At 69.2% G+C, this 20,017-nt stretch carries 19 protein-coding genes; 1 reads left to right on the top strand and 18 read right to left on the bottom strand.

Translation table 11 applies throughout. The features are described from left to right. Positions 1–42: 42 nt before the first annotated feature. The 14 genes from ACYVJS_RS08215 to dnaK form a co-directional block, all read right to left on the bottom strand. Positions 43–819, bottom strand: a complete 777-nt coding sequence (locus tag ACYVJS_RS08215) for a potassium channel family protein (protein WP_460739443.1) — start codon at positions 817–819, stop codon at positions 43–45. 29 nt (positions 820–848) lie between these two features. After that, complete coding sequence (locus ACYVJS_RS08210) at positions 849–2,480, bottom strand: fucose isomerase (protein ID WP_460739441.1); 1,632 nt, start codon at positions 2,478–2,480, stop codon at positions 849–851. Continuing rightward, positions 2,477–3,382, bottom strand: coding sequence for a ribokinase (locus ACYVJS_RS08205; RefSeq protein WP_460739439.1), 906 nt, complete (start codon positions 3,380–3,382; stop codon positions 2,477–2,479). The genes ACYVJS_RS08210 and ACYVJS_RS08205 overlap by 4 nt, the downstream gene beginning before the upstream one ends. A 7-nt stretch (positions 3,383–3,389) precedes the next feature. Beyond that, positions 3,390–4,259: a dihydrodipicolinate synthase family protein gene (locus tag ACYVJS_RS08200; RefSeq protein ID WP_460739437.1), complete on the bottom strand. Its 870-nt coding sequence runs from the start codon at positions 4,257–4,259 to the stop codon at positions 3,390–3,392. Between the two features lie 34 nt (positions 4,260–4,293). Beyond that, the gene (locus ACYVJS_RS08195; RefSeq protein WP_460739435.1) at positions 4,294–5,031 is read right to left on the bottom strand and encodes an SDR family oxidoreductase; all 738 of its coding nucleotides are present in this window, start codon (positions 5,029–5,031) and stop codon (positions 4,294–4,296) included. Between the two features lies 1 nt (position 5,032). Beyond that, entirely contained in the window at positions 5,033–5,926 is an 894-nt protein-coding gene (locus ACYVJS_RS08190) for a carbohydrate ABC transporter permease (RefSeq protein ID WP_234073979.1), read from the bottom strand. Then, the gene (locus tag ACYVJS_RS08185; RefSeq protein WP_460739432.1) at positions 5,923–6,849 is read right to left on the bottom strand and encodes a carbohydrate ABC transporter permease; all 927 of its coding nucleotides are present in this window, start codon (positions 6,847–6,849) and stop codon (positions 5,923–5,925) included. Before ACYVJS_RS08185 ends, ACYVJS_RS08190 begins: the two co-directional genes overlap by 4 nt. A gap of 56 nt (positions 6,850–6,905) precedes the next feature. Beyond that, positions 6,906–8,213 carry an ABC transporter substrate-binding protein gene (locus tag ACYVJS_RS08180; protein WP_460739430.1) on the bottom strand — a complete coding sequence of 436 codons (1,308 nt, stop codon included), beginning with the start codon at positions 8,211–8,213 and terminating at the stop codon, positions 6,906–6,908. A gap of 41 nt (positions 8,214–8,254) precedes the next feature. Then, a complete protein-coding gene (locus ACYVJS_RS08175; protein ID WP_460739428.1) occupies positions 8,255–9,247 on the bottom strand; it encodes a phosphoglycerate dehydrogenase in 993 nt (330 codons plus the stop codon). Between the two features lie 148 nt (positions 9,248–9,395). Continuing rightward, positions 9,396–10,055 (bottom strand): GntR family transcriptional regulator, encoded by a 660-nt coding sequence (locus tag ACYVJS_RS08170; protein ID WP_137418626.1) that lies wholly within the window; start codon positions 10,053–10,055, stop codon positions 9,396–9,398. 76 nt (positions 10,056–10,131) lie between these two features. Continuing rightward, positions 10,132–10,575 carry a heat shock protein transcriptional repressor HspR gene (locus ACYVJS_RS08165; protein ID WP_460739426.1) on the bottom strand — a complete coding sequence of 148 codons (444 nt, stop codon included), beginning with the start codon at positions 10,573–10,575 and terminating at the stop codon, positions 10,132–10,134. Between the two features lie 81 nt (positions 10,576–10,656). Beyond that, a complete protein-coding gene (locus ACYVJS_RS08160; protein ID WP_234073984.1) occupies positions 10,657–11,649 on the bottom strand; it encodes a DnaJ C-terminal domain-containing protein in 993 nt (330 codons plus the stop codon). Positions 11,650–11,658: 9 nt separating this feature from the next. Continuing rightward, positions 11,659–12,231, bottom strand: a complete 573-nt coding sequence (locus tag ACYVJS_RS08155; RefSeq protein ID WP_234073985.1) for a nucleotide exchange factor GrpE — start codon at positions 12,229–12,231, stop codon at positions 11,659–11,661. Between the two features lie 11 nt (positions 12,232–12,242). Next, positions 12,243–14,114, bottom strand: a complete 1,872-nt coding sequence (gene dnaK, locus ACYVJS_RS08150) for a molecular chaperone DnaK (RefSeq protein ID WP_460739423.1) — start codon at positions 14,112–14,114, stop codon at positions 12,243–12,245. Positions 14,115–14,375: 261 nt separating this feature from the next. On the opposite strand from dnaK, the gene ACYVJS_RS08145 reads away from it, so the two are divergent. Continuing rightward, positions 14,376–15,740: an MFS transporter gene (locus tag ACYVJS_RS08145; protein ID WP_460739421.1), complete on the top strand. Its 1,365-nt coding sequence runs from the start codon at positions 14,376–14,378 to the stop codon at positions 15,738–15,740. Positions 15,741–15,855: 115 nt separating this feature from the next. Here the strand turns inward: ACYVJS_RS08145 and ACYVJS_RS08140 are convergent, their stop codons facing one another. The 4 genes from ACYVJS_RS08140 to ACYVJS_RS08125 form a co-directional block, all read right to left on the bottom strand. Then, entirely contained in the window at positions 15,856–16,491 is a 636-nt protein-coding gene (locus ACYVJS_RS08140) for an NADPH-dependent F420 reductase (RefSeq protein ID WP_460739419.1), read from the bottom strand. A 38-nt stretch (positions 16,492–16,529) separates the two neighbouring features. Next, entirely contained in the window at positions 16,530–16,988 is a 459-nt protein-coding gene (locus ACYVJS_RS08135) for a GNAT family N-acetyltransferase (RefSeq protein WP_460739417.1), read from the bottom strand. Further along, complete coding sequence (locus tag ACYVJS_RS08130; protein ID WP_460739415.1) at positions 16,985–18,658, bottom strand: BCCT family transporter; 1,674 nt, start codon at positions 18,656–18,658, stop codon at positions 16,985–16,987. The genes ACYVJS_RS08135 and ACYVJS_RS08130 overlap by 4 nt, the downstream gene beginning before the upstream one ends. Positions 18,659–18,731: 73 nt before the next feature. Continuing rightward, a complete protein-coding gene (locus tag ACYVJS_RS08125) occupies positions 18,732–19,913 on the bottom strand; it encodes a sensor histidine kinase (RefSeq protein WP_460739413.1) in 1,182 nt (393 codons plus the stop codon). Positions 19,914–20,017 lie beyond the last annotated feature (104 nt).

Genomic DNA, 20,017 nt, shown 5'->3' with positions numbered 1-20,017 from the left:
CCGAGCTCCGACACCCCGCATCCACCGGCGGGAGGATTTCGCTCAGGGCGTGGGCTTCTCCGCGGCGGCGAGCGCCGCCCGTGTTGCCGCCAGCTCTTGCTCGAGCCGCGCGACGTCGGCGCGGGTGGCGGGCAGCTGCTCCGGATGGCCGCGGGTGACGCGCTCCATGACCCACGACGAGAAGGTGGCGACGATGAGTCCCACGAGCACGACCCCGCCCACCATGAGCGCGACCGCGACCGTGCGCCCTGGCACGGTGACGGGGGTGAAATCGCCATAGCCCACCGTCGTCACGGTGCAGAACGCCCACCACACCGCGTCCCCGAAACTTCGGATGTTGCTGCCCGCCGCGCGACGTTCCACGTCGAGCACGGCGAGGGCCGCCGTCCAGATCAACAGCAGCGCCGCGGCGATGCCGTACACGAGCATCCTTGCCCGTAGCGAGCTGGCGGCGGTGCGGGTGAAAGAAGCGACGCGCGTGAGCGCCCCGAGCAGGCGCACGGGACGCAGGAAGGGAAGCAGCGCCACGGCGAGGTCGAAGAGGTGCGTGCGGAACCATCGCCCCTTCGGCCGCGACATGGACAGCCGCGCGAGGTAGTCGCCGATGAACATCACCCAGGTGATCGCGAGGATCGACGAGGTGATGATCGCGGCGACTCCTGACACGTCCGCGATGACGTGCACAGTCTGGGTCAGGATGAACACGAGCGCCGCCACCGTCAGCGGCCAGTACGTCATCCGCTCCCACCTGGCGGTGGCCGCGGTCTCACCGCGCGGGTTCACCCCCGCGCCGCGTTGCTGCCGCCCGTCCCCGTGCACACCTGCACTCTAGAGCGCACCCGGCCGCCTCACACGGCGACGTCGCCGACCAGGTTGACCCGGATGCCCATGGCGTCGAAGGCCGCGGCCTTCGCGATCAGCGCACGGTCGGCCGTCTCGGCGTCCGGCGCGTAGACGACCTGAGCGTGGTTCGCCTTGTGACGGGCCATGAACTGGTCGCGGCCGATGCCGTGCAGCACGACGTGGGCGATGGGCCACTCCGGGTTCGTCGCCTCCTTGCGCCGGCGGGACTCCTCCTCGGGCAGCTCGACCGCGCTCGCCCGGAAGATGTCGGCCTGCAGCACGCCCTCGGCGATGAACACCCGCGAGACGACGAGCTCGCCCGGCTTGCTGACGCCGTTGATCGTCGCGCCGCCCGCGGGGAAGAAGACGTGTCCCTGACGCCACCCCTCGGCCTTGTCCCAGCCGCCGAGGTGGGATGCGGGAACGGACCCCGAGATCTCGTAGACCCACACGAACTCGCCGTCGAACTCCTCGCCCCACCGCACATCGTGCAGCGTGTTGTCGGGCACGAGTCCCATCGCGCGCCACACGCGGTCGGTCACGAGCGCGTCGACCGCGACGCCCTCGTCGGCCTCGTTGAAGTGCGGCAACGCCCGGCCGGCGTGCAGCTCCCGGCGGCCGTCGCGTGAGAACACCGGCGGCCGCTCGCTCGTGTTGAGGATGCCCTCGGCGAGATCGGATGCGGGCACGAGGTCCTTCAGGCCCTGCTGGTACTGGATGCCGACCGCATCCAGACCGAAGTCGTCCGCGATGCGCAGCGCGGCGATGTACATCTTCAGCTGCCACTGGACCTGGTCGCGGGTGAGCTCGGTGGCCGGGTCCTCGCCGAAGCGGAACGTCATCCCCCGCTCGATCAGCCAGTCGAACGCGGCGTCGGCGTCCGCATCCGTGACGGCGAGCATCTCGGCGTAGAGCGCGGACTGCGACAGCCGCTCCTTGTAGATGCCGGTCGGGTTCAGCAGCTCGTCGTCGAAGATCGCGTTGTACATGCCCATGCAGCCCTCGTCGAAGACGCCGATGATGGCCTTCTCCTCGCGCAGCTGTCGGCCGATCGCCTCGCCGAGCTCCCGCTCCGGGCTCTCCGGCAGCGCGGGCAGCGGCCGCACGTGGGAGGTGTCGTGGGTGATGCGGCCGGTGCGCGTCCACTCGAGCAGCCCCTCGCGGAACCAGTCGTCCGCGAAGTCGACCGACCAGATCGTCGCGTACGGCGTGCCCATCTTCGTCAGGCCCGCGTTCAGCCCCAGCAGGCCCACGAGGCCCGGCCACTCGCCGGCGAAGTTCGCGACCGTGAGGATCGGACCGCGGTGGGTGCGCAGCCCCGCGAGCACGTGGTGCGAGTACTGCCACACCGCCTCGGCGACGATGAGCGGCGCATCGGCCGGGATGCTCTTGAACACCTCCATGCCCATGCGCTGGCTCGAGATGAAGCCGTGACCGGTGGCGGGGTCGACGTCGTTGGCCCTGATCACGCTCCAGCCGAGATCGCCGAGCACGCGGGTCACGGCGGCTTCCAGCTCGACCTGCGCGGGCCAGCCGGCGGTGTTCGCCGACTCGCGGAGGTCGCCCGACGAGATCAGGTACGCGGTGTGCGGCGGCGCCACGAGAGCGGCAGGTGCCGTGGGGAGGATGTAGGTCATGATCGTTCTCCTTGCAGAGCGGTGAGGATGTCGGCGCGTCGCGGCATCGACGCCGCGGCCCCCGGACGGGTGACGGTGAGAGCGGCCGCAGCGGATGCGGCCTCGAGCGAGGAGTGGAACGTGGCGCCGGCGGCCAGCCAAGCGATCAGGACGCCGGCGAAGGTGTCGCCCGCACCGGTGGTGTCGACGGCGGTGACAGGACGCGCGGCCACGGTGGCCGTGACCTCGCCGCCCTGCGCGACCAGCGCGCCCTCGGCACCGAGGGTCACGACGACCGTCCCGGCGGCACGGCTGAGCACGCGGGCAGCGCCCGCCGCATCCGCATCGCCGCTCAGCGCGGCGGCCTCGTGTTCGTTGACCAGAAGGATGTCGCTCAGCGAGACCAGCTCGTCGATGTGGGCATCGGGCACAGGCGCCGGCGTCAGCACCGTCGTCACGCCGTGTCCGCGGGCCCACCGCATGGCCTCCAGCACCAGCACGACCGGCCGCTCCAACTGGAGGACGAGGTAGCCGGCGCCGGCGATCGCGGCCCGGTCGGAGTCTGACAGCCGGTCGCCCCCGTTCGCCCCCGCGACGACGACGATGGCGTTCTCGCCGTCGTCGGTGACCGTGATGGCCGCGACTCCGGTGGGCTCCGCGCTCGGCACGAGTCCGGATGCGTCGATCCCCTCGGCGAGGAGGAAGCCGCGCAGGCGCCCCCCGAACTCATCCGCGCCGACCGCTCCCAGGAAGCAGACGTTCGCCCCGGCACGCGCGGCGGCGACAGCCTGGTTCAGCCCTTTGCCGCCCGGCCCCGTCGCGAACGACGACCCGCTGACGGTCTCCCCCGGGCGCACCGCGGAGGCGACACGGACGACGAGGTCCATGTTGGCGCTGCCGAGCACGGCGACGGACGATGCCACGGCAGACTCAGCGGTACGTCGCGATGACGCGCTCGATCTCGGCGAGCGCCGCCTCGTCGGGCTGCACGAGAGCCATCCGGCAGGTGCCGTCGGCGACGCCCATCGACCGGTACGCGGCCTTCATCCGCGCCATGTCCCCGCCGATGACCGAGACGATGTCGTCGACCGCGGCCTGGGCGTCCGCGATCTTCTGGGCATCGCCGGTATCCGCCGCCGCAGCGAGCGCGCGGAAGGGCTTCGGGAGCACCGAGGAGACGCCGGAGACGACGCCTTGCGCACCCACCTTGCCTGCGGCCACGAGATCCTTGTCGGCACCGGTGTAGAGGATGAATTCGTCCGGAACGACCGCGCGGTACGCGGCGAGCTCGTCGAGGCTGAGCTCGCTGACCTTGGCGCCCACCACCGGGCCGAGCTGGGCGAGGCGCGCCAGCAACTCGGGGCTCACGGTGATGCCGCTGCGTCGCGGATAGATGTAGACGTAGAGGGCACCGTCGCCGACCGCTTCGGCGACCTGCACGAAGTAGTCGTAGACGGCCGACTCGGCAGCGGGCAGGTAGTAGGGGGTGAGGGCGGCGAACTCGGTGACGCCGGCATCCTTCGCGATCTTCACGCGGCGCACGGCCTCGTAGGCGCTCGGCTGTCCGACGTGGGCGATGACGCGCATGCGGCCAGCGAGGCCCTCGACCGCGGCGCGGATGAGCTGCGCGAACTCGTCGTCGTCGACCGCGGGGAACTCGCCCGTGGTGCCGAGCACGAAGGCGCCCTCGTTGCCGGACTCGCCGACGTACCGGAAGATCGAGCGACTGCCGTCGAGGTCGAGCGAGCCGTCGGCGTGGAAGCTGGTGGGGATGGCGGTCACGATGTCGCGACGGGTCATGTCGGTGCCTTTCAGAGGATGCGGAGCGAGCCGCTCACGCGTAGGAGGTGTTGGCGGTGGGAGTCAGGACCAGCTCGTTCACGCACACGCGCGTCGGCTGGCGGGCGATCCAGGCCACGGTCTCGCCCACGTCGTCGGGCGCGAGCATGAGGGCGCGCGCTTCGGCGGAGGGCGGGTTCGGCCGGGTGTCGAGGATGTCGGTGGCCACCTCGCCGGGACACAGGTGCGTGGCACGGATGCCGTGCAGCCGCTCCTGGGCATTGAGCGTCTCGGCCATCACGCCGAGCGAGGTCTTGCTCATGGCGTAGGCGGCGCCCGCGCCGGGCGAGTGGCGCCACGCGGCCCACGAGGAGACCAGCACGACGAGTCCCGCACCCGCCGCTCGCATCCCGGGCAGCGCCGCGTGGACCGCGCGCACCGCGCCCTGGAGATTCACGTCCATGACGTGCGCGATGTCGGTCGCCGACACCTGGTCCCAGAACCGTCCGGCGACGTTCGTGCCCGCGCAGTAGACCAGGGTGTCGATGTGGCCGTGGCTCTCGGTGAGACGCGCGACCGCATCCTGCACGGCGGCGTCGTCGGTGACGTCGAGCACGAGAGCGGATGCGGCACCGCCGCTCTGATGGACCGCATCGAGAGTCGTGTCCAGCTCCGCCGCCCGACGGCCCGACACGACGACGTGGAACCCGTCGCGGGCGAGCGCCTGGGCCGCAGCGCGACCGATGCCGGTTCCGCCGCCGACGACCCACGCGGTGCGTGATGCCTCACCCATGTCAGCCCTTGGTCGCGCCGGCGGTCAGGCCGCTGACGACGTAGCGCTGCGCGAACAGCGCCACGATCATGACCGGCACCGTGATGACCACCGCAGCGGCCATGAGCCCACCCCAATCCACCGACGCGTAGCTCGTGAAGTTCACGATCGCGACGGGCAGCGTGCGCGTGGACTGACTGGAGAGCACCAGGGCGAACAGGAAGTTGTTCCAGCTGAAGATGAAGGACAGGATCGACGCCGTCGCGATGCCGGGCAGCGACAGGGGGAGAACGACGCGCACGAAGGCGCCGATCTTGCTCGAGCCGTCGATCTGCGCCGCTTCCTCCAGTTCCGTCGGGATGCCGTCGAAGAAGCTCGACATGATCGCCACCACGAGCGGCATCGTCACGAACAGGTGCGTGAGGATCAGCACCGTGTAGCTGCCGACGAGCTGCACCTGCGAGAAGAGGAAGTACCACGGGATCAGCAGGCTGACACCGGGGATCACGCGCGCCATCAGCAGGAACCCGGTCGTGCTGCGCACCTTGTACCGGGCGATGCCGTAGGCCGCGGGCACACCGATCACGAGCGCGAGCAGGGTGGCTCCGACACCGACGAGCAGGCTGTTGCCGATGACCGGCAGGAAGTTCTGCACCGTGAAGACGGTCTCGTAGTTCTTGAGCGTCGGCTCGAACGCGAACATCTTATCGGGGTTCACGACGTCGAGGTTGCGCTTGAAGCTCGCGAGCAGCATCCACACCAGCGGCACGAGGAAGGCGAGCACGACCAGGACGATTCCGACGACGCGCGCGGTCTGGCCTGCGATGTCGATCGGGCGGCGGGGGCGACGCTTCGGGGCGGCAGCGCGACGGCCGCGACGGCCGACGGGCTGGACGAGGGCGCGGGTCTCACTCATACCCGGGTTCCTTTCTTGCGAAGGATCGCGAGGGCCAGCAGCACCACCACGATCAGCAGGAAGAAGAGGATCAGCAGCGCCGATGCCTTGCCGTACTGCGAGAACTGGAACGCCTGCCCGTAGGCGAGGATGTTGAGCGTCTCGGCCTCGTGGCTCGATCCGCCTCCGATGCCCTTGGTGGCGTAGATGATGTCGAAGGTCTTCATCGCATCGATGGAACGGAGGATGGCGGCGGCACCGATCACCGGGGCGAGCAGCGGCAGGGTGATGTGACGGAAGCGCTGCCACGCGTTGGCGCCGTCCACACGGGCCGCCTCGTCCGGTTCCTCCGGGAGGGTCGACAGACCGGCGAGGAGGATCAGGATGACCATCGGCGTCCACTGCCACACGTCGATGAAAACGAGGGTGTTCAACGCGGTCGAGGGATCGCTCAGCCAGCCTTGACGCGGAAGGCCGAGGAACTGCATGACGCTGTTGGCGAAGCCGATGGACGGCTCGAAGATCAGCAGCCACATCATGCCGACGGCGACGGGCGTGGCCACGAGCGGCAGCAGGATGAACACGCGCACCAGGCCCTGACCGCGGAAGGTCTTGCGCAGCAGGAGCGCGATCGCCAGGCCCAGGATGAGCTCGATGCCCAGCGCCAGAATCGTGAAGTAGGCGGTGCGGCCGACCGCCGGCCAGAACCGGTCGGTGTCGCTGAGCCAGGTGACGTAGTTGTCGAGGCCGACGAACGAGAAGGGCCGGGTGACGGCGCCCGCCGAGTCGGTGAGCGAGAGGAAGACCGTGTAACCGATCGGGAACGCGATCAGCAGCGCGATGAACAGCACCGACGGGACGATCAGGATCCACTTCAGACGAGCGTCGATCCAGTTGAGAGCGCGGTTGCCGTACGTCGACCTGCGCGCGGTGAGCGAGGACACGGAGCCTCCTTGGTCCGGGTGGTCCCGGGCGGCGAGCGCCGCCCGGGACCGGGAGATCACTTCTCGGAGTCGAGCAGTTCCTGGAACTGCGTGTTCGCGGTCTTGGCGGCGTCTGCGACGTCGCCTCCCTCGATCGCGGTGATGGCGGGACCGCCGACGATCTCACGGGCCGCGGCGACCTGCTCGAGCTGGGGCCTGTCGTGGCCGACGCCGTGGTCGCCCACGTTCTGGATGATCTCGACGAGACCCGCGGGGAAGGATGCGGTGGCCTCGGCGTCGTTCCAGGCCGACTCACGCGCGCCGGGAACCGTCTCGTTGGCCAGCAGCCACTTGGTGTTCTCCTCGTTGGTCACCCACTTGATGAACTCCCACGCGGCCTCCTTCTTCTTGGAGAAGGCGTTGATGCCGACGGTCTGCGGGACGATGTTGTAGAACTTCGAGCCGGCCGGTCCCTCGGGGAACTGCGCGAAGCCGACGGTGTCGACGACGGCGCTGTTGTCCGCATCCAGGAAGGTGTACGCCTGGCTGTCGGCGTCGATGTAGAACGCCGCTTTGCCCTGCGCGAAGAGGGCGGATGCCTCGACCCAGCCCATGTTGGTGGCTCCGGGAGGGCCCGACTCGCGCAGCAGGTCGCCGTAGAACTCGTAGGCCTTCTTCGCCTCCGGGGTGTCGACGCTGGCGTTGCCGTCCTCGTCCTGGAAGTCGCCGCCGAAGCTGTAGAGGAACGACGACAGCTGCGTGACCAGCGGCACGCGGGAGCCGCGCATGGCGATTCCGTACATCCCGTTGTCCGGGTCGTTGAGGGCGGCGGCCGCCGCCTTCAGCTCATCGAGCGTCTTGGGCACGGCGATGCCGGCCGCCTCGAGCAGGTCGGTGCGGTAGTAGACGATCTGACGCTCGGTCATGACGGGAACGCCGTAGACGACCCCGTCGAGCTCCACGGCGTCGCGGGCGGCGGACTGGAAGTCCTCCCAGTTCCAGTCGGCGTCGCTTTCGACCTGCTCGGTCATGTCGGTGAGCCAGCCGTTGCGAGAGAACTCGCGCATGACGTCCTGCACCTGGAAGGCCATGACGTCGAAGTCGGCGGACTGGGCGTTGAGCTTGACCTTGTAGTTGTCGTTGAGCTGCTCGTTGCCGTAGGCCTCGATGTTGACCTTGACGCCGGTCTCCTGCTCGTACTGGGCGCCGAGGGTCTTCAGACCTTCGACCCAGGGGCTGTTGGCGGCGACGACCGTGATCTCGGAGACGTCGGCGGAATCGCCCGCGTCGCCTGTGCCGCTGGCGCAGGCGGTGAGGCCCAGCGCCGCGACGGCGCCGGCGGCGATACCGATGACCAGCCGACGGGGTCTGCGTGTCGTGAACATCGTTGTTCCTTTCAGGAGGTGGGTGGTGCGTGGGGTTCGGGTCAGAAGGCGAGGGCGGCGGGCACACGGCCCGCGAAGACGTCGACGATGGCCTGCGCGGTGGCGAGGCCGATGCGCTCGTACGCCTCCGCGCTGTCGGCGGCGGCGTGGGGGGCCACGACGACGTTGGGGAAGGAGAAGAGGGGGTTGTCCGCGGCGACGGGCTCCACCTCGAACACGTCCAGTCCTACCCCGCCGATGCGGCCGGACGCGAGTCCGCGCACGAGCGCCGCCTCATCGACCAGGCCGCCGCGGCTCGTGTTGATGAGGAGGGTGCCGGGACGCATCCCGGCGATCAGGTCGTCGTCGACGGTGTGGTGCGTGTCGGGGGTGTGGGGCGCGTGAACCGAGACGATGTCGACGTCGCGCACGACATCCGTGACGCGGTCGACGAGGCGCACGCCCAGACGCTCGGCCGTCTGCCGGTCGGCGAACGGGTCGAAGGCCACGAGGTCGACGTCGAAGCCGGCGAGGCGGCGTGCGACGGTCTGCGCGATGGCGCCGAAGCCGATGAGGCCGATGCTCTTTCCCGCAAGCTCGCGGCCGACGTAGCGATCCCATCGACCGTTCTTGGTCGCCGCGTCCAGCTCGGGGATGCGGCGCAGCAGCGCCAGCATGAAGCCGATTGCCAGTTCGGCGACCGCCGCGGCGTTGCCGCCGGGAACGTTCACGACGCGGATGTCACGGGCGCGGGCTGCGTCGAGGTCGATGTTGTCGAGCCCCACGCCGAGGCGGGAGATGATCTGCAACCGGCCGGCGCGCTCGAGCGCGGCGGCGTCGTAGACCTCGACGCCGGCGACGGCGGCGTCGGCATCCGCGATGCGCGCGTGGAGCTCCTCGGCCGTCCACGGCACGGTGGACTCGTTCTCGACGAGCGTGAAGCCGTGCTCGAGGAGCAGCGCGCGGCCGGAGGCGCACAGGGCCGGGTAGCGAACCGGTCCGACGATGACGGTGCGACCTGCACCCACCGGTGCGGTCGAATCGTGTCCTGCCATCTGGGAGCCCCTCCTCGAAACGGGTCAGGGCTGCTCCAGGCGGAGCGACCGGTCACCGTTGAACGATCTGTTTTCTGTTAACAGTCAACATAGGACAGCAAACGGGCCGTGTCAAATACCCGTGGCGCGGGTATCGACGACGTAGCCGTCAGTGAGCGGCGTCGGGAAGGCTGCGCAGAGCGTCGCGCACGTGCCCCTTGGCCAGCGTCAGATGCAGGTGCAGTCGCTTGACCGCGGCATCGGCGTCCCCGGTACGGATCACATCGAGAAAGCCCTGATGATCGGCGGTTGCCGAGGCGATGTCGCTCGTGTCGCTGAGCTCGAACAAGATGGCGAAGATGCGCTGGTACGGGCGCCACGCTTCCATGAGCCGACGGTTGCGCGCGTTGACGTAGAAGCTCGTGTGGAACTGCATGTCCGCATCCGCGAAACGCTCGCCGTCATTGCTCTCGGCGGCGGCGGCCATGTCGTCGACGATCGCCTGGACCCTGTCCCAATCCTTCGAGCTGGCGTTGGCGATGGCGAGGCGGATGGCGAGGGACTCGAGCACCTCGCGCAGCATGTACAGCTCCTCGATGTCGGTCATGCCCACAGCGCGCGTGTAGATGCGCTTGCGGCGGTCCTCGACCAGACCCTCCGCCTCCAGATGCCGCAAGGCATCGCGCACCGGGCCGCGGCTGACGTCGAAACGCGTCGCGAGGGCGTCCTCGGCGAGGTGCGTGTCGGCGGGGATGATCCCCTTGATGATCTCGACGCGAAGACGGTGGGCTATCTGGTCACCCATGGCGAGGGGGCGGAGATCGGACACGAGCACCTCACTGTCGTCGGTTAACAGTCAGCGTTGCATCGTGCTCGTCCGCGGGTCAAATCGCCGCGCGGTGGACTCAGTTCCCGGGCGGCAGCTCGCGCCGGGGTCTCCACACCACGATCTCGGTGGAGCGACGCACGCGCGTGCCCGAGCGCAGCGGGACCACGGAGCCCGAGGGGCCGGCGGCGAACACGCGCGCTCCGGGCCGCCGCTCGAGCTCAGCGCGCATCGCGTTCTCGAGGTCTCGCACGCGGCCGTGAAGCTCTCGCACGCGATTCTCGAGCTCGATGATGCGGGCGATGGCGGGCAGGCTCATGCCGTCCGCCGACAGGCGCGACACCTCGCGCAGCTGTTCGATGTGGCGCACCGAGTACCGGCGCGAGCCGCCCTTGGTGCGTCCGGGCACGACCAGACCCAGCCGGTCATACTGACGCAGTGTCTGCGGGTGCATGCCGGCGAGTTCCGCGGCCGTCGCGATCGCGAACACCGGCGCCTCGTCGTCGATCTCGTTCTCGTCCATCCCGCTCACCTCCTTGCCCCGATCGTGTCGTCAACCGCGGGTGCGCATCCGGATCCGGATGCGGCACCCGCGGTTCATTCGTCAGTTGCGCGCCTTGGCCATCAGCTCGGCGCGTGGGTTCTCCTTGGGCTCGAGCTCCTGGAAGCGTTCGAGCGCCTCCTTGGCCGCGTCGTCGAGGTGGGCGGGAACCGCCACCTGCACCTCGGCGAGCAGATCGCCCGTGCCCTTCTGGGTGTGGACGCCGCGCCCCTTGACCCGCAGGACACGACCGGACGGTGTGCCCGGGGCCACACGCAGGCGCACGGGATCACCGCCCAGGGTGGGGACCTCGATCGTCGCGCCGAGCACGGCCTCCGTGAAGGTGATCGGCACGGTCAGGCGCAGGTTGAGCCCATCGCGGGTGAAGACCGGATGCGGCCGCACCGAGACCTGCACGACGATGTCTCCCGCCTCGCCGCCGTCGGGCGAGGGACGCCCGCGGCCGCGGAGCCGGATCTTCTGCCCGTCGGCGACGCCGGCGGGGATCTTCACCTTGAACGGCTTGCCGTCCTCGCCCTGGAGCGTGATGGTCTCCCCGCCCACGGCCGTCGCGAAATCGAGCGTCGTCCGCGCGGTGACGTCGGCACCCTTGGTGGGGCCGCCGAAGCCGCGGTAACCGCCCGACGTCTGACCGAAGCGGCCCGAGCCGAACGTGCCCCCGCCGCCGCGGTCGAACATCGTGAAGAAGTCCTCGAAGCCGCCCGAGTCGAATTGGCTGCCGCCACGCCCCTGGCCGAAGCGCGAGAACACGTCCTCGAAGCCGCCCGCACCCGCGCCGCCCGCCGTGAAGCGAGCGCCCGAGCCCATGGCGCGCATCTGGTCGTACTCCTCGCGCTGCTCCTTGTCACTGAGCACCGAGTACGCCTCGCTGATCTCCTTGAAGCGTGCCTCTGCCGCCGCATCCCCCGGGTTCGAGTCGGGGTGGTACTGCCGGGCGAGCTTGCGGTACGTCTTCTTCAGATCGGCGTCGGAGACGTCCTTCGCGACGCCGAGCACCGCGTAGAAGTCCTTGTCGAACCAGTCTTGACTGGCCACGTTCTCCTCCTAGTCCGCCGGCACGGCGACCACGACCTTCGCGGGGCGCAGCTCGACGGAGCCGAGTCGGTAACCGACCTCGACCACCTCGAGGATCGTCGCCTCGGTCTGGCCGGGTGTCGGCTGCTGGAAGATCGCCTCGTGCTGCTGGGGGTCGAACGCATCGCCGGCCGCACCGTAGGTGACCAAGCCCATGCGCTCGGCAACGCCGCGCAGCTTCTCGGCGATCGCCGCGAACGGGGTGCCATCGGCGAGATCGCCGTGCTTGGCGGCACGGTCGAGATCGTCGAGCACGGGCAGCAGGTTCTTGGCGACCGAGCCCTTCGCGCGCTCGATCTCCACCTCCCGCTGCTCCTCGGTGCGACGCCGGTAGTTGGCGTACTCGGCCTGCAGGCGCTTGAGGTCTCCCAGCAGGTCGGGGTCCTCCGCAGCCGCATCCGCGTTCTGCTCGGCACCCAGGATGTCGTCGACCGTCAGTTCCGGCTCCTGCGAAGCGGGGTCGGAGGCGTGCGCCTCCGACCCCTCCTCGCCGGGCCGAACCTCGTCGCCGTCGTCCGGCTGTTCGAAGTTCTTGTCCGTCATGGTCGTATCTCTTATTTCTTCTCGTCCTCGTCGTCGACGACCTCGGCGTCGATGACGTCCTCCTCGGGGTTCGGCGTGGTGCCGCTGCCCGGGTCGGTGGCGGACGGGTCGGCGGGCTGACCCTCGGCCTGTGCGGCCTGGTAGAGGGCCTCGCCCAGCTGGCTCTGGCTCTGGTTGAGCTTGTCGAACGCGGTCTTGACCGCGTCGTCGTCCTCACCGGCGAGCGCCGCCTTCAGCGCGTCGACGTCGGCCTGCACGGAGTCCTTGACCTCGGCGGGCAGCTTGTCGGCGTTCTCGGAGATCAGCTTGTCGACGGAGTACGAGAGGGTCTCGGCCTGGTTGCGGGTCTCAGCCGACTCGCGCCGCTTCTTGTCCTCTGCAGCGTGCTCCTCGGCCTCGCGCACCATGCGCTCGATGTCCTCCTTGGGAAGCGACGAGCCGCCCGTGATGGTCATCGACTGCTCCTTGCCGGTGCCCTTGTCCTTCGCCGACACGTGGACGATACCGTTCGCGTCGATGTCGAAGGTGACCTCGACCTGCGGGATGCCGCGGGGGGCCGGGGCGATTCCGGTCAGCTCGAACGTGCCGAGCGGCTTGTTGTCACGGGTGAACTCGCGCTCGCCCTGGAAGACCTGAATCGCGACCGACGGCTGGTTGTCGTCGGCGGTCGTGAAGGTCTCGCTGCGCTTGGTCGGGATGGCCGTGTTGCGCTCGATGAGCTTGGTCATGATGCCGCCCTTGGTCTCGATACCGAGGCTCAGGGGGGTCACGTCGATGAGCAGGACGTCCTTGCGCTCACCCTTCAGCACGCCGGCCTGCAGGGCGGCGCCGACGGCGACGACCTCGTCCGGGTTGACGCCCTTGTTGGGCTCCTTGCCTCCGGTGAGCTTCTTGACGAGCTCGGTCACCTGCGGCATGCGGGTCGAACCGCCGACCAGCACGACGTGGTCGATGTCGTCGACCTTGATGCCGGCCTCACGGATGACGTCGTCGAAGGGCTTCTTCGTGCGGTCGAGGAGGTCCTTGGTGAGGTCCTCGAACTTGGCGCGCGAGAGGGTCTCGCTCAGCGAGACGGGACCCGAGTCGGTCAGCGACAGGTACGGGAGGTTGATCGAGGTCGAAGTCGAGCTCGACAGCTCCTTCTTCGCCTGCTCCGCGGCCTCCTTGAGGCGCTGCAGCGCGATCTTGTCGCTGGAGACGTCGACACCGGTCGTGTCCTTGAACTGCTTGATGAGGTAGTCGACGACGCGCTGGTCCCAGTCGTCACCACCGAGGCGGTTGTCGCCGGCGGTGGAGCGCACCTGGATGGTCGAGAAGTCGTCGTCCTTGCCCACCTCGAGCAGGGACACGTCGAAGGTTCCGCCACCGAGGTCGAAGACGAGGATGAGCTCGTCCTCCTTGCCGCGGTCGAGGCCGTAGGCCAGGGCCGCCGCGGTGGGCTCGTTGATGATGCGCAGGACGTTCAGGCCCGCGATCTCGCCGGCCTCCTTCGTGGCCTGGCGCTCGGCGTCGTTGAAGTACGCGGGCACGGTGATGACCGCATCCGTGACGCTGTCACCGAGGTACTGCTCGGCGTCGCGCTTGAGCTTCTGAAGGATGCGGGCCGAGATCTCCTGCGGCGTGTACTGCTTGCCGTCGATCGCCTGCGTCTTCCAGTCGGTGCCCATGTGGCGCTTGACCGAGGTGAGCGTGCGGTCGACGTTGGTGACGGCCTGACGCTTGGCGGTCTCGCCCACGAGAACCTCGCCGTCCTTGGTGAAGGCGACGACGGACGGGGTGGTGCGGAAGCCTTCGGCGTTCGCGATGACCTTCGGCTCGCCGCCCTCGAGGACGCTGACGACGGAGTTCGTCGTACCGAGGTCGATACCTACTGCACGGGGCATGTGTTTCCCTCTCCCTTTGCAAGGGCCCTCACGGATGCGACGGCCCGATGTGTGTGAAATCTGCTCGCCGACTCAGGTTGAGCCGCGATGACTCAAGGATAGACACATCGAACCTGAGCGTCAAGTGAACTTGATATGAATGCGCTCAACTTTGCTCCTCGGGGATGCCGGTGGCAACGGTTACGCTGAGCGCACCGCGACGACGAGGGCCGGCGCATCCGCGGCACCGGCTGTTCACCGAGAGGTCCTACCGTGCCCGATATGTCCGACAAGCCTGCGCCGGCCCCCGCGGAAGCTGAGGCGGCCTTCGCCGCTGGTACCCCGACCCCCGCACGCACCCGCGGCGGGCCCGTGATCGCCTGGGGGCTGTGGGACTGGGGATCCGCGGCCTTCAACGCCGTGGCGACCACCTTCGTGTTCACGGTGTACCTGACCAGCAGCTCGTTCGGGAGCACGGCCGAGACCTCGGCGGCCATGTCGTTCGCGCTCGCCGCGGCCGGCATCGTCGTGCTCCTCACGGCCCCGGTCACCGGGCAGCGCTCGGATGTATCGGCGCACCGCAAGCGCTGGCTCGCCATCAACACGGCCGTGGTCGTGCTGATGCTCGCACTCATGTCGCTCGTCGCCCCCGATCCCGCCTATCTGTGGCTGGGCCTCGTGCTGCTCGCGGTCGGCACGGTGTTCTTCGAACTCGCATCCGTCAACTACAACGCGATGCTCGCTCAGGTCTCGACGCCGAAGACCGTCGGCAAGGTGTCGGGCTTCGGCTGGGGCATGGGCTACCTGGGCGGCATCGTGCTGCTGCTCATCGTCTACTTCGGCTTCATCAATCCCGAGGTCGGGCTGTTCGGCGTGACGAGCGAGAACGGCTGGGCCGTGCGCGTGTCGATGATCGTCGCGGCTCTCTGGTTCGGCCTGTCCGCGATCCCCGTGCTGTTCGCGGTGCCGGAGAACACGCTCCTGCGCCCGATCGAGGCCGAGCACGTGGGCTTCTTCGCGTCGTACGGGCTGCTGTTCCGCAACATCGCGAAGCTGTGGCGGGAGAGCCGCCACACGGTGTACTTCCTGTTCTCCAGCGCCGTGTTCCGCGACGGTCTGACGGGCGTCTTCACCTACGGCGGCGTGCTGGCGGCGGGCACCTTCGGCTTCAGCCCGGGCGAGGTCATCATCTTCGCCATCGCGGCGAACGTCGTGGCCGGTCTCGCGACCATCGCCTCGGGACCCCTCGACGATCGCTTTGGCCCGAAGCCGCTGATCCTCGTGGCGCTGATCGGACTCATCGTCAGCGGCTCGTGCATCTTCATCTTCCACGCCGGCGGCGCGAGCATGTTCTGGGTGTTCGGCCTGATCCTGTGCCTGTTCGTCGGGCCGGCGCAGTCCGCATCCCGCACCTTCCTCGCCCGACTCATCCCGCCCGGACGCGAGGGCGAGGTCTTCGGCCTCTACGCCACCACGGGCCGCGCCGCGGTGTTCCTCGCGCCCAGCGCGTTCGGACTGTTCGTGGTCATCGGCGGCGAGCAGTACTGGGGCATCCTCGGGATCGTCCTGGTGCTCGCGATCGGCCTCGCGATGCTCATCCCGGTGCGCGCCGCATCCCGCCGCCTCGCCGCCTCTCCCTCGTCGTAACCCGCCCCAGAGACCGCGAGACTGCATCCCCGTCACGAGATCACGGGTAAATCCAGTGATCTCGTGCGAAAGATGCAGTCTCGCGGTCTAGGGAGGGCGGCGCGGCGGATGCGGGTCAGCGCGTGGCGCGGGCCAGGTTGGCGCGCAGCTCGTCGGCGTTCTGGCGCACGACGTAGGCGGGCTGATCGCGCTCGACGCGCCAGCTCTCGGCGAGGGGACCGGTCGAGACCGTGTCGTAGCCGAACTCGTCGTAGAGGGCCGTGATGAAGGCGAGGCCGTCGTCGGTGTCGGCCGCCGTCGCCAGCGCTCGGCGATTCTCGGTTCCCGCGGGGGTGCCGTCGGTGTTGATCTGGGCGGCCATGATGTGGTTGAAGCCCTTCACCACGGTGGATTCGGGCAGACGCTCCTGCAGCATCTCGCTCGTCGTGGTCTGCTTGTCCTCGAGCGCCTGGATGCGGCCGTCCCGCTCCCAGTAGTAGTTGTTCGTGTCGACGACGATCTTGCCCGCGAGCTCCGCGACCGGCAGCTGGTCGATGGCCTTGAGCGGCACGGTGACGACGGCCCACTCGCCGAAGGCGGCCGCATCCGCTGCCGTGGCGGCGTGCGCCTTCGGACCGAGCTCCGCCACGAGCTCTGCCAGCGTCTCGGGACCGCGGGAGTTGGCGATCGCCACCTCGTATCCGCGGTCGACGAGGCCCTTCGCGAGGGCCGATCCGATGTGTCCTGCTCCGATGATTCCGACGCGTGTCATGGGGAAGGAGAACGCGGACGGATGCGGCGCATTCCCGCTCAGTCGGCGATTCGCCGCATCGGCACGTGGGGGATGCCGTCCTCGTGGAAGCGCTCGCCGTCGACGACGAACCCGAAGCGCGCGTACCAGGGCGCGAGGTGCTCCTGCGCGTCGAGGACGATCGCCGCGCCGGGCCATCGCTCCCCCGCGCGCAGCACAGCGCGCGTCATGAGCTCGGCGGCCACACCCCGCCCGCGCGCGGCCAGAGCCGTCGCCACGCGTCCGATCCGCGCGTGGCCCGTGCCGGCGTCGTGCAACAGGCGCAGGGTCGCGACGACCTCACCCTCCTGCTCTGCCCAGAACAGCTCCGCATCCGGCTCGAGGTCGCGTCCGTCGAGTTCGGGGTACGCGGCGGCCTGCTCGACCACGAACACCGTGACGCGCAGCCACATCAGCCGGTACAGCCTTTCGGCGGGGATGTCCGCGAGGCGGGCCGAGCGGTAGAAGAGCTCTGTCACTCCTTCACGTTAGTGCGGGCCCGCCGCATCCACGCGGGCATGCGCAGTCCGCCCTCGTTCTCCTGCTCGACCTCGAGACCGTAGTGGTCGCCGATCTGCTCAAGGAGTTGCGCGCGCTGCACCCGGTCGTACACGCGTCTCTCGCGCTGGAAGGCGACGATCGTCGCCCAGCACATGAGCAGCATCACCACGCTGAACGGCAGCGCGATGAGGATGGCGGCGGACTGGAGAGCCGTGAGGCCGCCGGCGATCAGCAGCGCGATGGCGAGAACGGCGGTGGCGAGGGTGAAGAACACCCGCACCCACCGCTTCGGCTCGGGGTTGCCGCCGGTGGCGAGCATCGCCATGACGAGGGCTCCGGAGTCGGCGGACGTGACGAAGAAGATCGCGATCAGCACGATGGCGCCGATCGTGAGCACGGGGGTGCCGGGCAGGAACTCGAACAGGCGGAAGAGCGCGCCCTGCAGGTCGACCTCACCGTCGGTGAGCATCGACCCGGGGTTGTGCAATTCCTGGTACAGCCCCGAACCGCCGAGCACCGCGAACCACAGGATGCCGACGAGGGTGGGCACGAGGAGGACGCCCATGACGAACTGGCGCACCGTGCGACCGCGACTGACGCGCGCGATGAAGACGCCCACGAACGGGGCCCAGGCGATCCACCACCCCCAGTAGAACGAGGTCCACGCCGCCTGCCACTCCTCGCCGGCCGTTCCCTGGAAGGCGCTCACCGTGAAGCTGAGGCCGACGTAGTTCTGCAGGTAGGCGCCGATCGACTGCACCCATTCGCGCAGCAGGTACTCGGTCTGCCCGAAGACCAGGACGAACACGAGCAGCACCGCAGCGAGGATGAGGTTCGCGCTCGAAAGCCACTTCATACCCTTGGTCACGCCGGAGAGCACCGAGAAGAGCACGAAGACGGTGATCACGCCGATGATCAACACGTTCATCAGGGTGTCGGGCTCGGGCAGACCAGCCGCCTGCAGCCCGGAGCCGATCTGCAGCACGCCGAGGCCGAGCGAGGTCGCGACGCCGAAGATCGTGCCGCACAGCGCGATCGCGTCGATGGCGTTGCCCCAGCCGCCGCGCACGCGGCGCCCGAGCAGGGGCTCCAGGGCCCAGCGGATGGAGATGGGGCGCCCGCGGCGGTGGATCGCGTACGCGAGAGCGAGCCCGACGACGACGTAGATCGCCCACGCCTGCACACCCCAGTGCAGGTACGTCTGAGTGAGTGCGCCCTGCGCGAGCTGCTCCGGTGTCCCGGTGACACCGGGGCGCGGATCGACATAGTGGCTGAGCGGTTCGCTCACGCCGTAGAAGACGAGGCCGATACCCATTCCGGCCGCGAACAGCAGCGAGAACCAGGCGCCGATTGAGAACTCGGGCTCGTCGGTGTCCTTCCCGAGCTTGATGTCACCGAAGCGGCTGAAGCCCATGAACAGGGCGAAGGCCACGAAGAACGCCGCGATCAGCACGTAGTACCAGTTGAAGGTGTTCACGATGCCGGTCTGGATGGTGCCGAAGAACACCTCCGCTGCGCTCGGGAAGACGATCGCGAATGCCGCGGCGACCAAGACGACGGAGGCGGCGGGCCAGAAGACCCACCGGGCGATTCCTCGCGTGGGCGTGGATGCGGGCGGGGTGGCCGATTCGGGTGCGGTGCTCACCACCCAACCGTAGACAAGAGGCTCGAGACGCCCTCTGACCTCTTGTGCCCCCGGGCGCCGCAGGGTAAAGGCCGCCTCAGTCGCGGGATGCGGGCAGCTCGAACCACGCGGTCGTGCCGCCGCCCTCGCGCGGCTGGATGCCGATGGAGCCCCCGTGGGCCTGCACGATGCGACGGCAGGTGGCGAGGCCGATGCCGGTGCCCTCGACCTCGGTGTTCGCGCGGACGAGGGGGTCGAAGACGCGATCGACGTCGGCGGGGTCGATGCCGGGGCCGCGATCGCCCACCTCGATGCGCCATCCCTCGGGCGTGCGGTGCGAGCGCAGCTCGACCCGAGGATCGGAGCCGCCGAACTTCAGCGCGTTGGAGACGAGGTTCTGCAGCACGGCGCGCAGCTGAGTGGCATCGCCGGCGACGACGGGCAGCTCGCCGATCGTGATGCGCGGGTCGTCGTCGGTGACGCCCAGGTCGGCACGCACGTCGTGCGCGAGCGCACCGAGGTCGGTGGGGGCGAGGTTCAGCACCCCGCCGAGGCGCGCGAACGCGAGGATGTCGCGGATCATCTCCTGCATCCGGGACGTGCCGCGGATGCCCGCGGCGACCCAGTTCTCCACGGATGGGGGGACCTTCAGCTCCTCCTCGAACTGCTCCTGCAGCAGGTGCAGCGACATTGTGACGGAGGTGAGGGGCCCGGCGAGGTCGTGGCTGATCTGGCCCGCGAAGGCGGAGAGATGGTCGTTCGAGCGACGCAGCTCGTCGCGCAACTCGTCCGCGCGCTGGAGCACGGAGTGCAGGTAGCGCGTGCGCCGCTCGAGCTCGAGGATGTCGACGATCCGCGCGGCGAGCACGGCCAGCAGCGCCGTCCGATGCTCGTCGACCTGGCGCGGCGCGGTATCGAAGACGCAGAGCGTGCCGATGGTCTCCCCCGCGAGCACGAGCGGATGGTTGGCGTAGAAGCGAACAGCCCCGAGGTCACCCGTCACGAACGGGTTCGAGCGGTAGCGCGGATCCGCGCTCGCATCCTCGACGGCGACGGGCTGCCCCAGATGCAGGTTGAGGGCGCACATCGAGTCCTCGCGTCGGCAGACGGCCGCGTCGAACCCGACGGCGGCAAGCTGGTGCTGCGCATCGTCGGTGATGATGTTGATCGTCGCCATCGGGACCTCGGCGACGAAGGCGGCGAGCTCGACCACCGAGCGCAGCGCGTCGGGAGGGTTTCCCAGCACGTCGTACTCCGTGAGCACTTCCTGCACCGTCATCGTGTCGTCTCCCGGCCCCGTGGTCGCGTTCTCGCTCCAGGTTAGGGCTCCGGCCGGCGCCGTGGCGCGAAGGAGGTCGAAAGGTCGTCCTGCGACAATGACGC

The organism is Microbacterium neimengense, from assembly GCF_054782995.1.
This window is presented reverse-complemented; position numbering and strand designations above follow the sequence as displayed.

Bases quoted from the DNA above. Each gene is read 5' to 3' on its own strand.
- ACYVJS_RS08210 (WP_460739441.1), bottom strand. From the start codon at position 2,480: ATGACCTACATCCTCCCCACGGCACCTGCCGCTCTCGTGGCGCCGCCG.
- ACYVJS_RS08200 (WP_460739437.1), bottom strand. From the start codon at position 4,259: ATGACCCGTCGCGACATCGTGACCGCCATCCCCACCAGCTTCCACGCC.
- ACYVJS_RS08195 (WP_460739435.1), bottom strand. From the start codon at position 5,031: ATGGGTGAGGCATCACGCACCGCGTGGGTCGTCGGCGGCGGAACCGGC.
- ACYVJS_RS08190 (WP_234073979.1), bottom strand. From the start codon at position 5,926: ATGAGTGAGACCCGCGCCCTCGTCCAGCCCGTCGGCCGTCGCGGCCGT.
- ACYVJS_RS08180 (WP_460739430.1), bottom strand. From the start codon at position 8,213: ATGTTCACGACACGCAGACCCCGTCGGCTGGTCATCGGTATCGCCGCC.
- ACYVJS_RS08175 (WP_460739428.1), bottom strand. From the start codon at position 9,247: ATGGCAGGACACGATTCGACCGCACCGGTGGGTGCAGGTCGCACCGTC.
- ACYVJS_RS08165 (WP_460739426.1), bottom strand. From the start codon at position 10,575: ATGGACGAGAACGAGATCGACGACGAGGCGCCGGTGTTCGCGATCGCG.
- ACYVJS_RS08155 (WP_234073985.1), bottom strand. From the start codon at position 12,231: ATGACGGACAAGAACTTCGAACAGCCGGACGACGGCGACGAGGTTCGG.
- dnaK (WP_460739423.1), bottom strand. From the start codon at position 14,114: ATGCCCCGTGCAGTAGGTATCGACCTCGGTACGACGAACTCCGTCGTC.
- ACYVJS_RS08145 (WP_460739421.1), top strand. From the start codon at position 14,376: ATGTCCGACAAGCCTGCGCCGGCCCCCGCGGAAGCTGAGGCGGCCTTC.
- ACYVJS_RS08140 (WP_460739419.1), bottom strand. From the start codon at position 16,491: ATGACACGCGTCGGAATCATCGGAGCAGGACACATCGGATCGGCCCTC.
- ACYVJS_RS08125 (WP_460739413.1), bottom strand. From the start codon at position 19,913: ATGACGGTGCAGGAAGTGCTCACGGAGTACGACGTGCTGGGAAACCCT.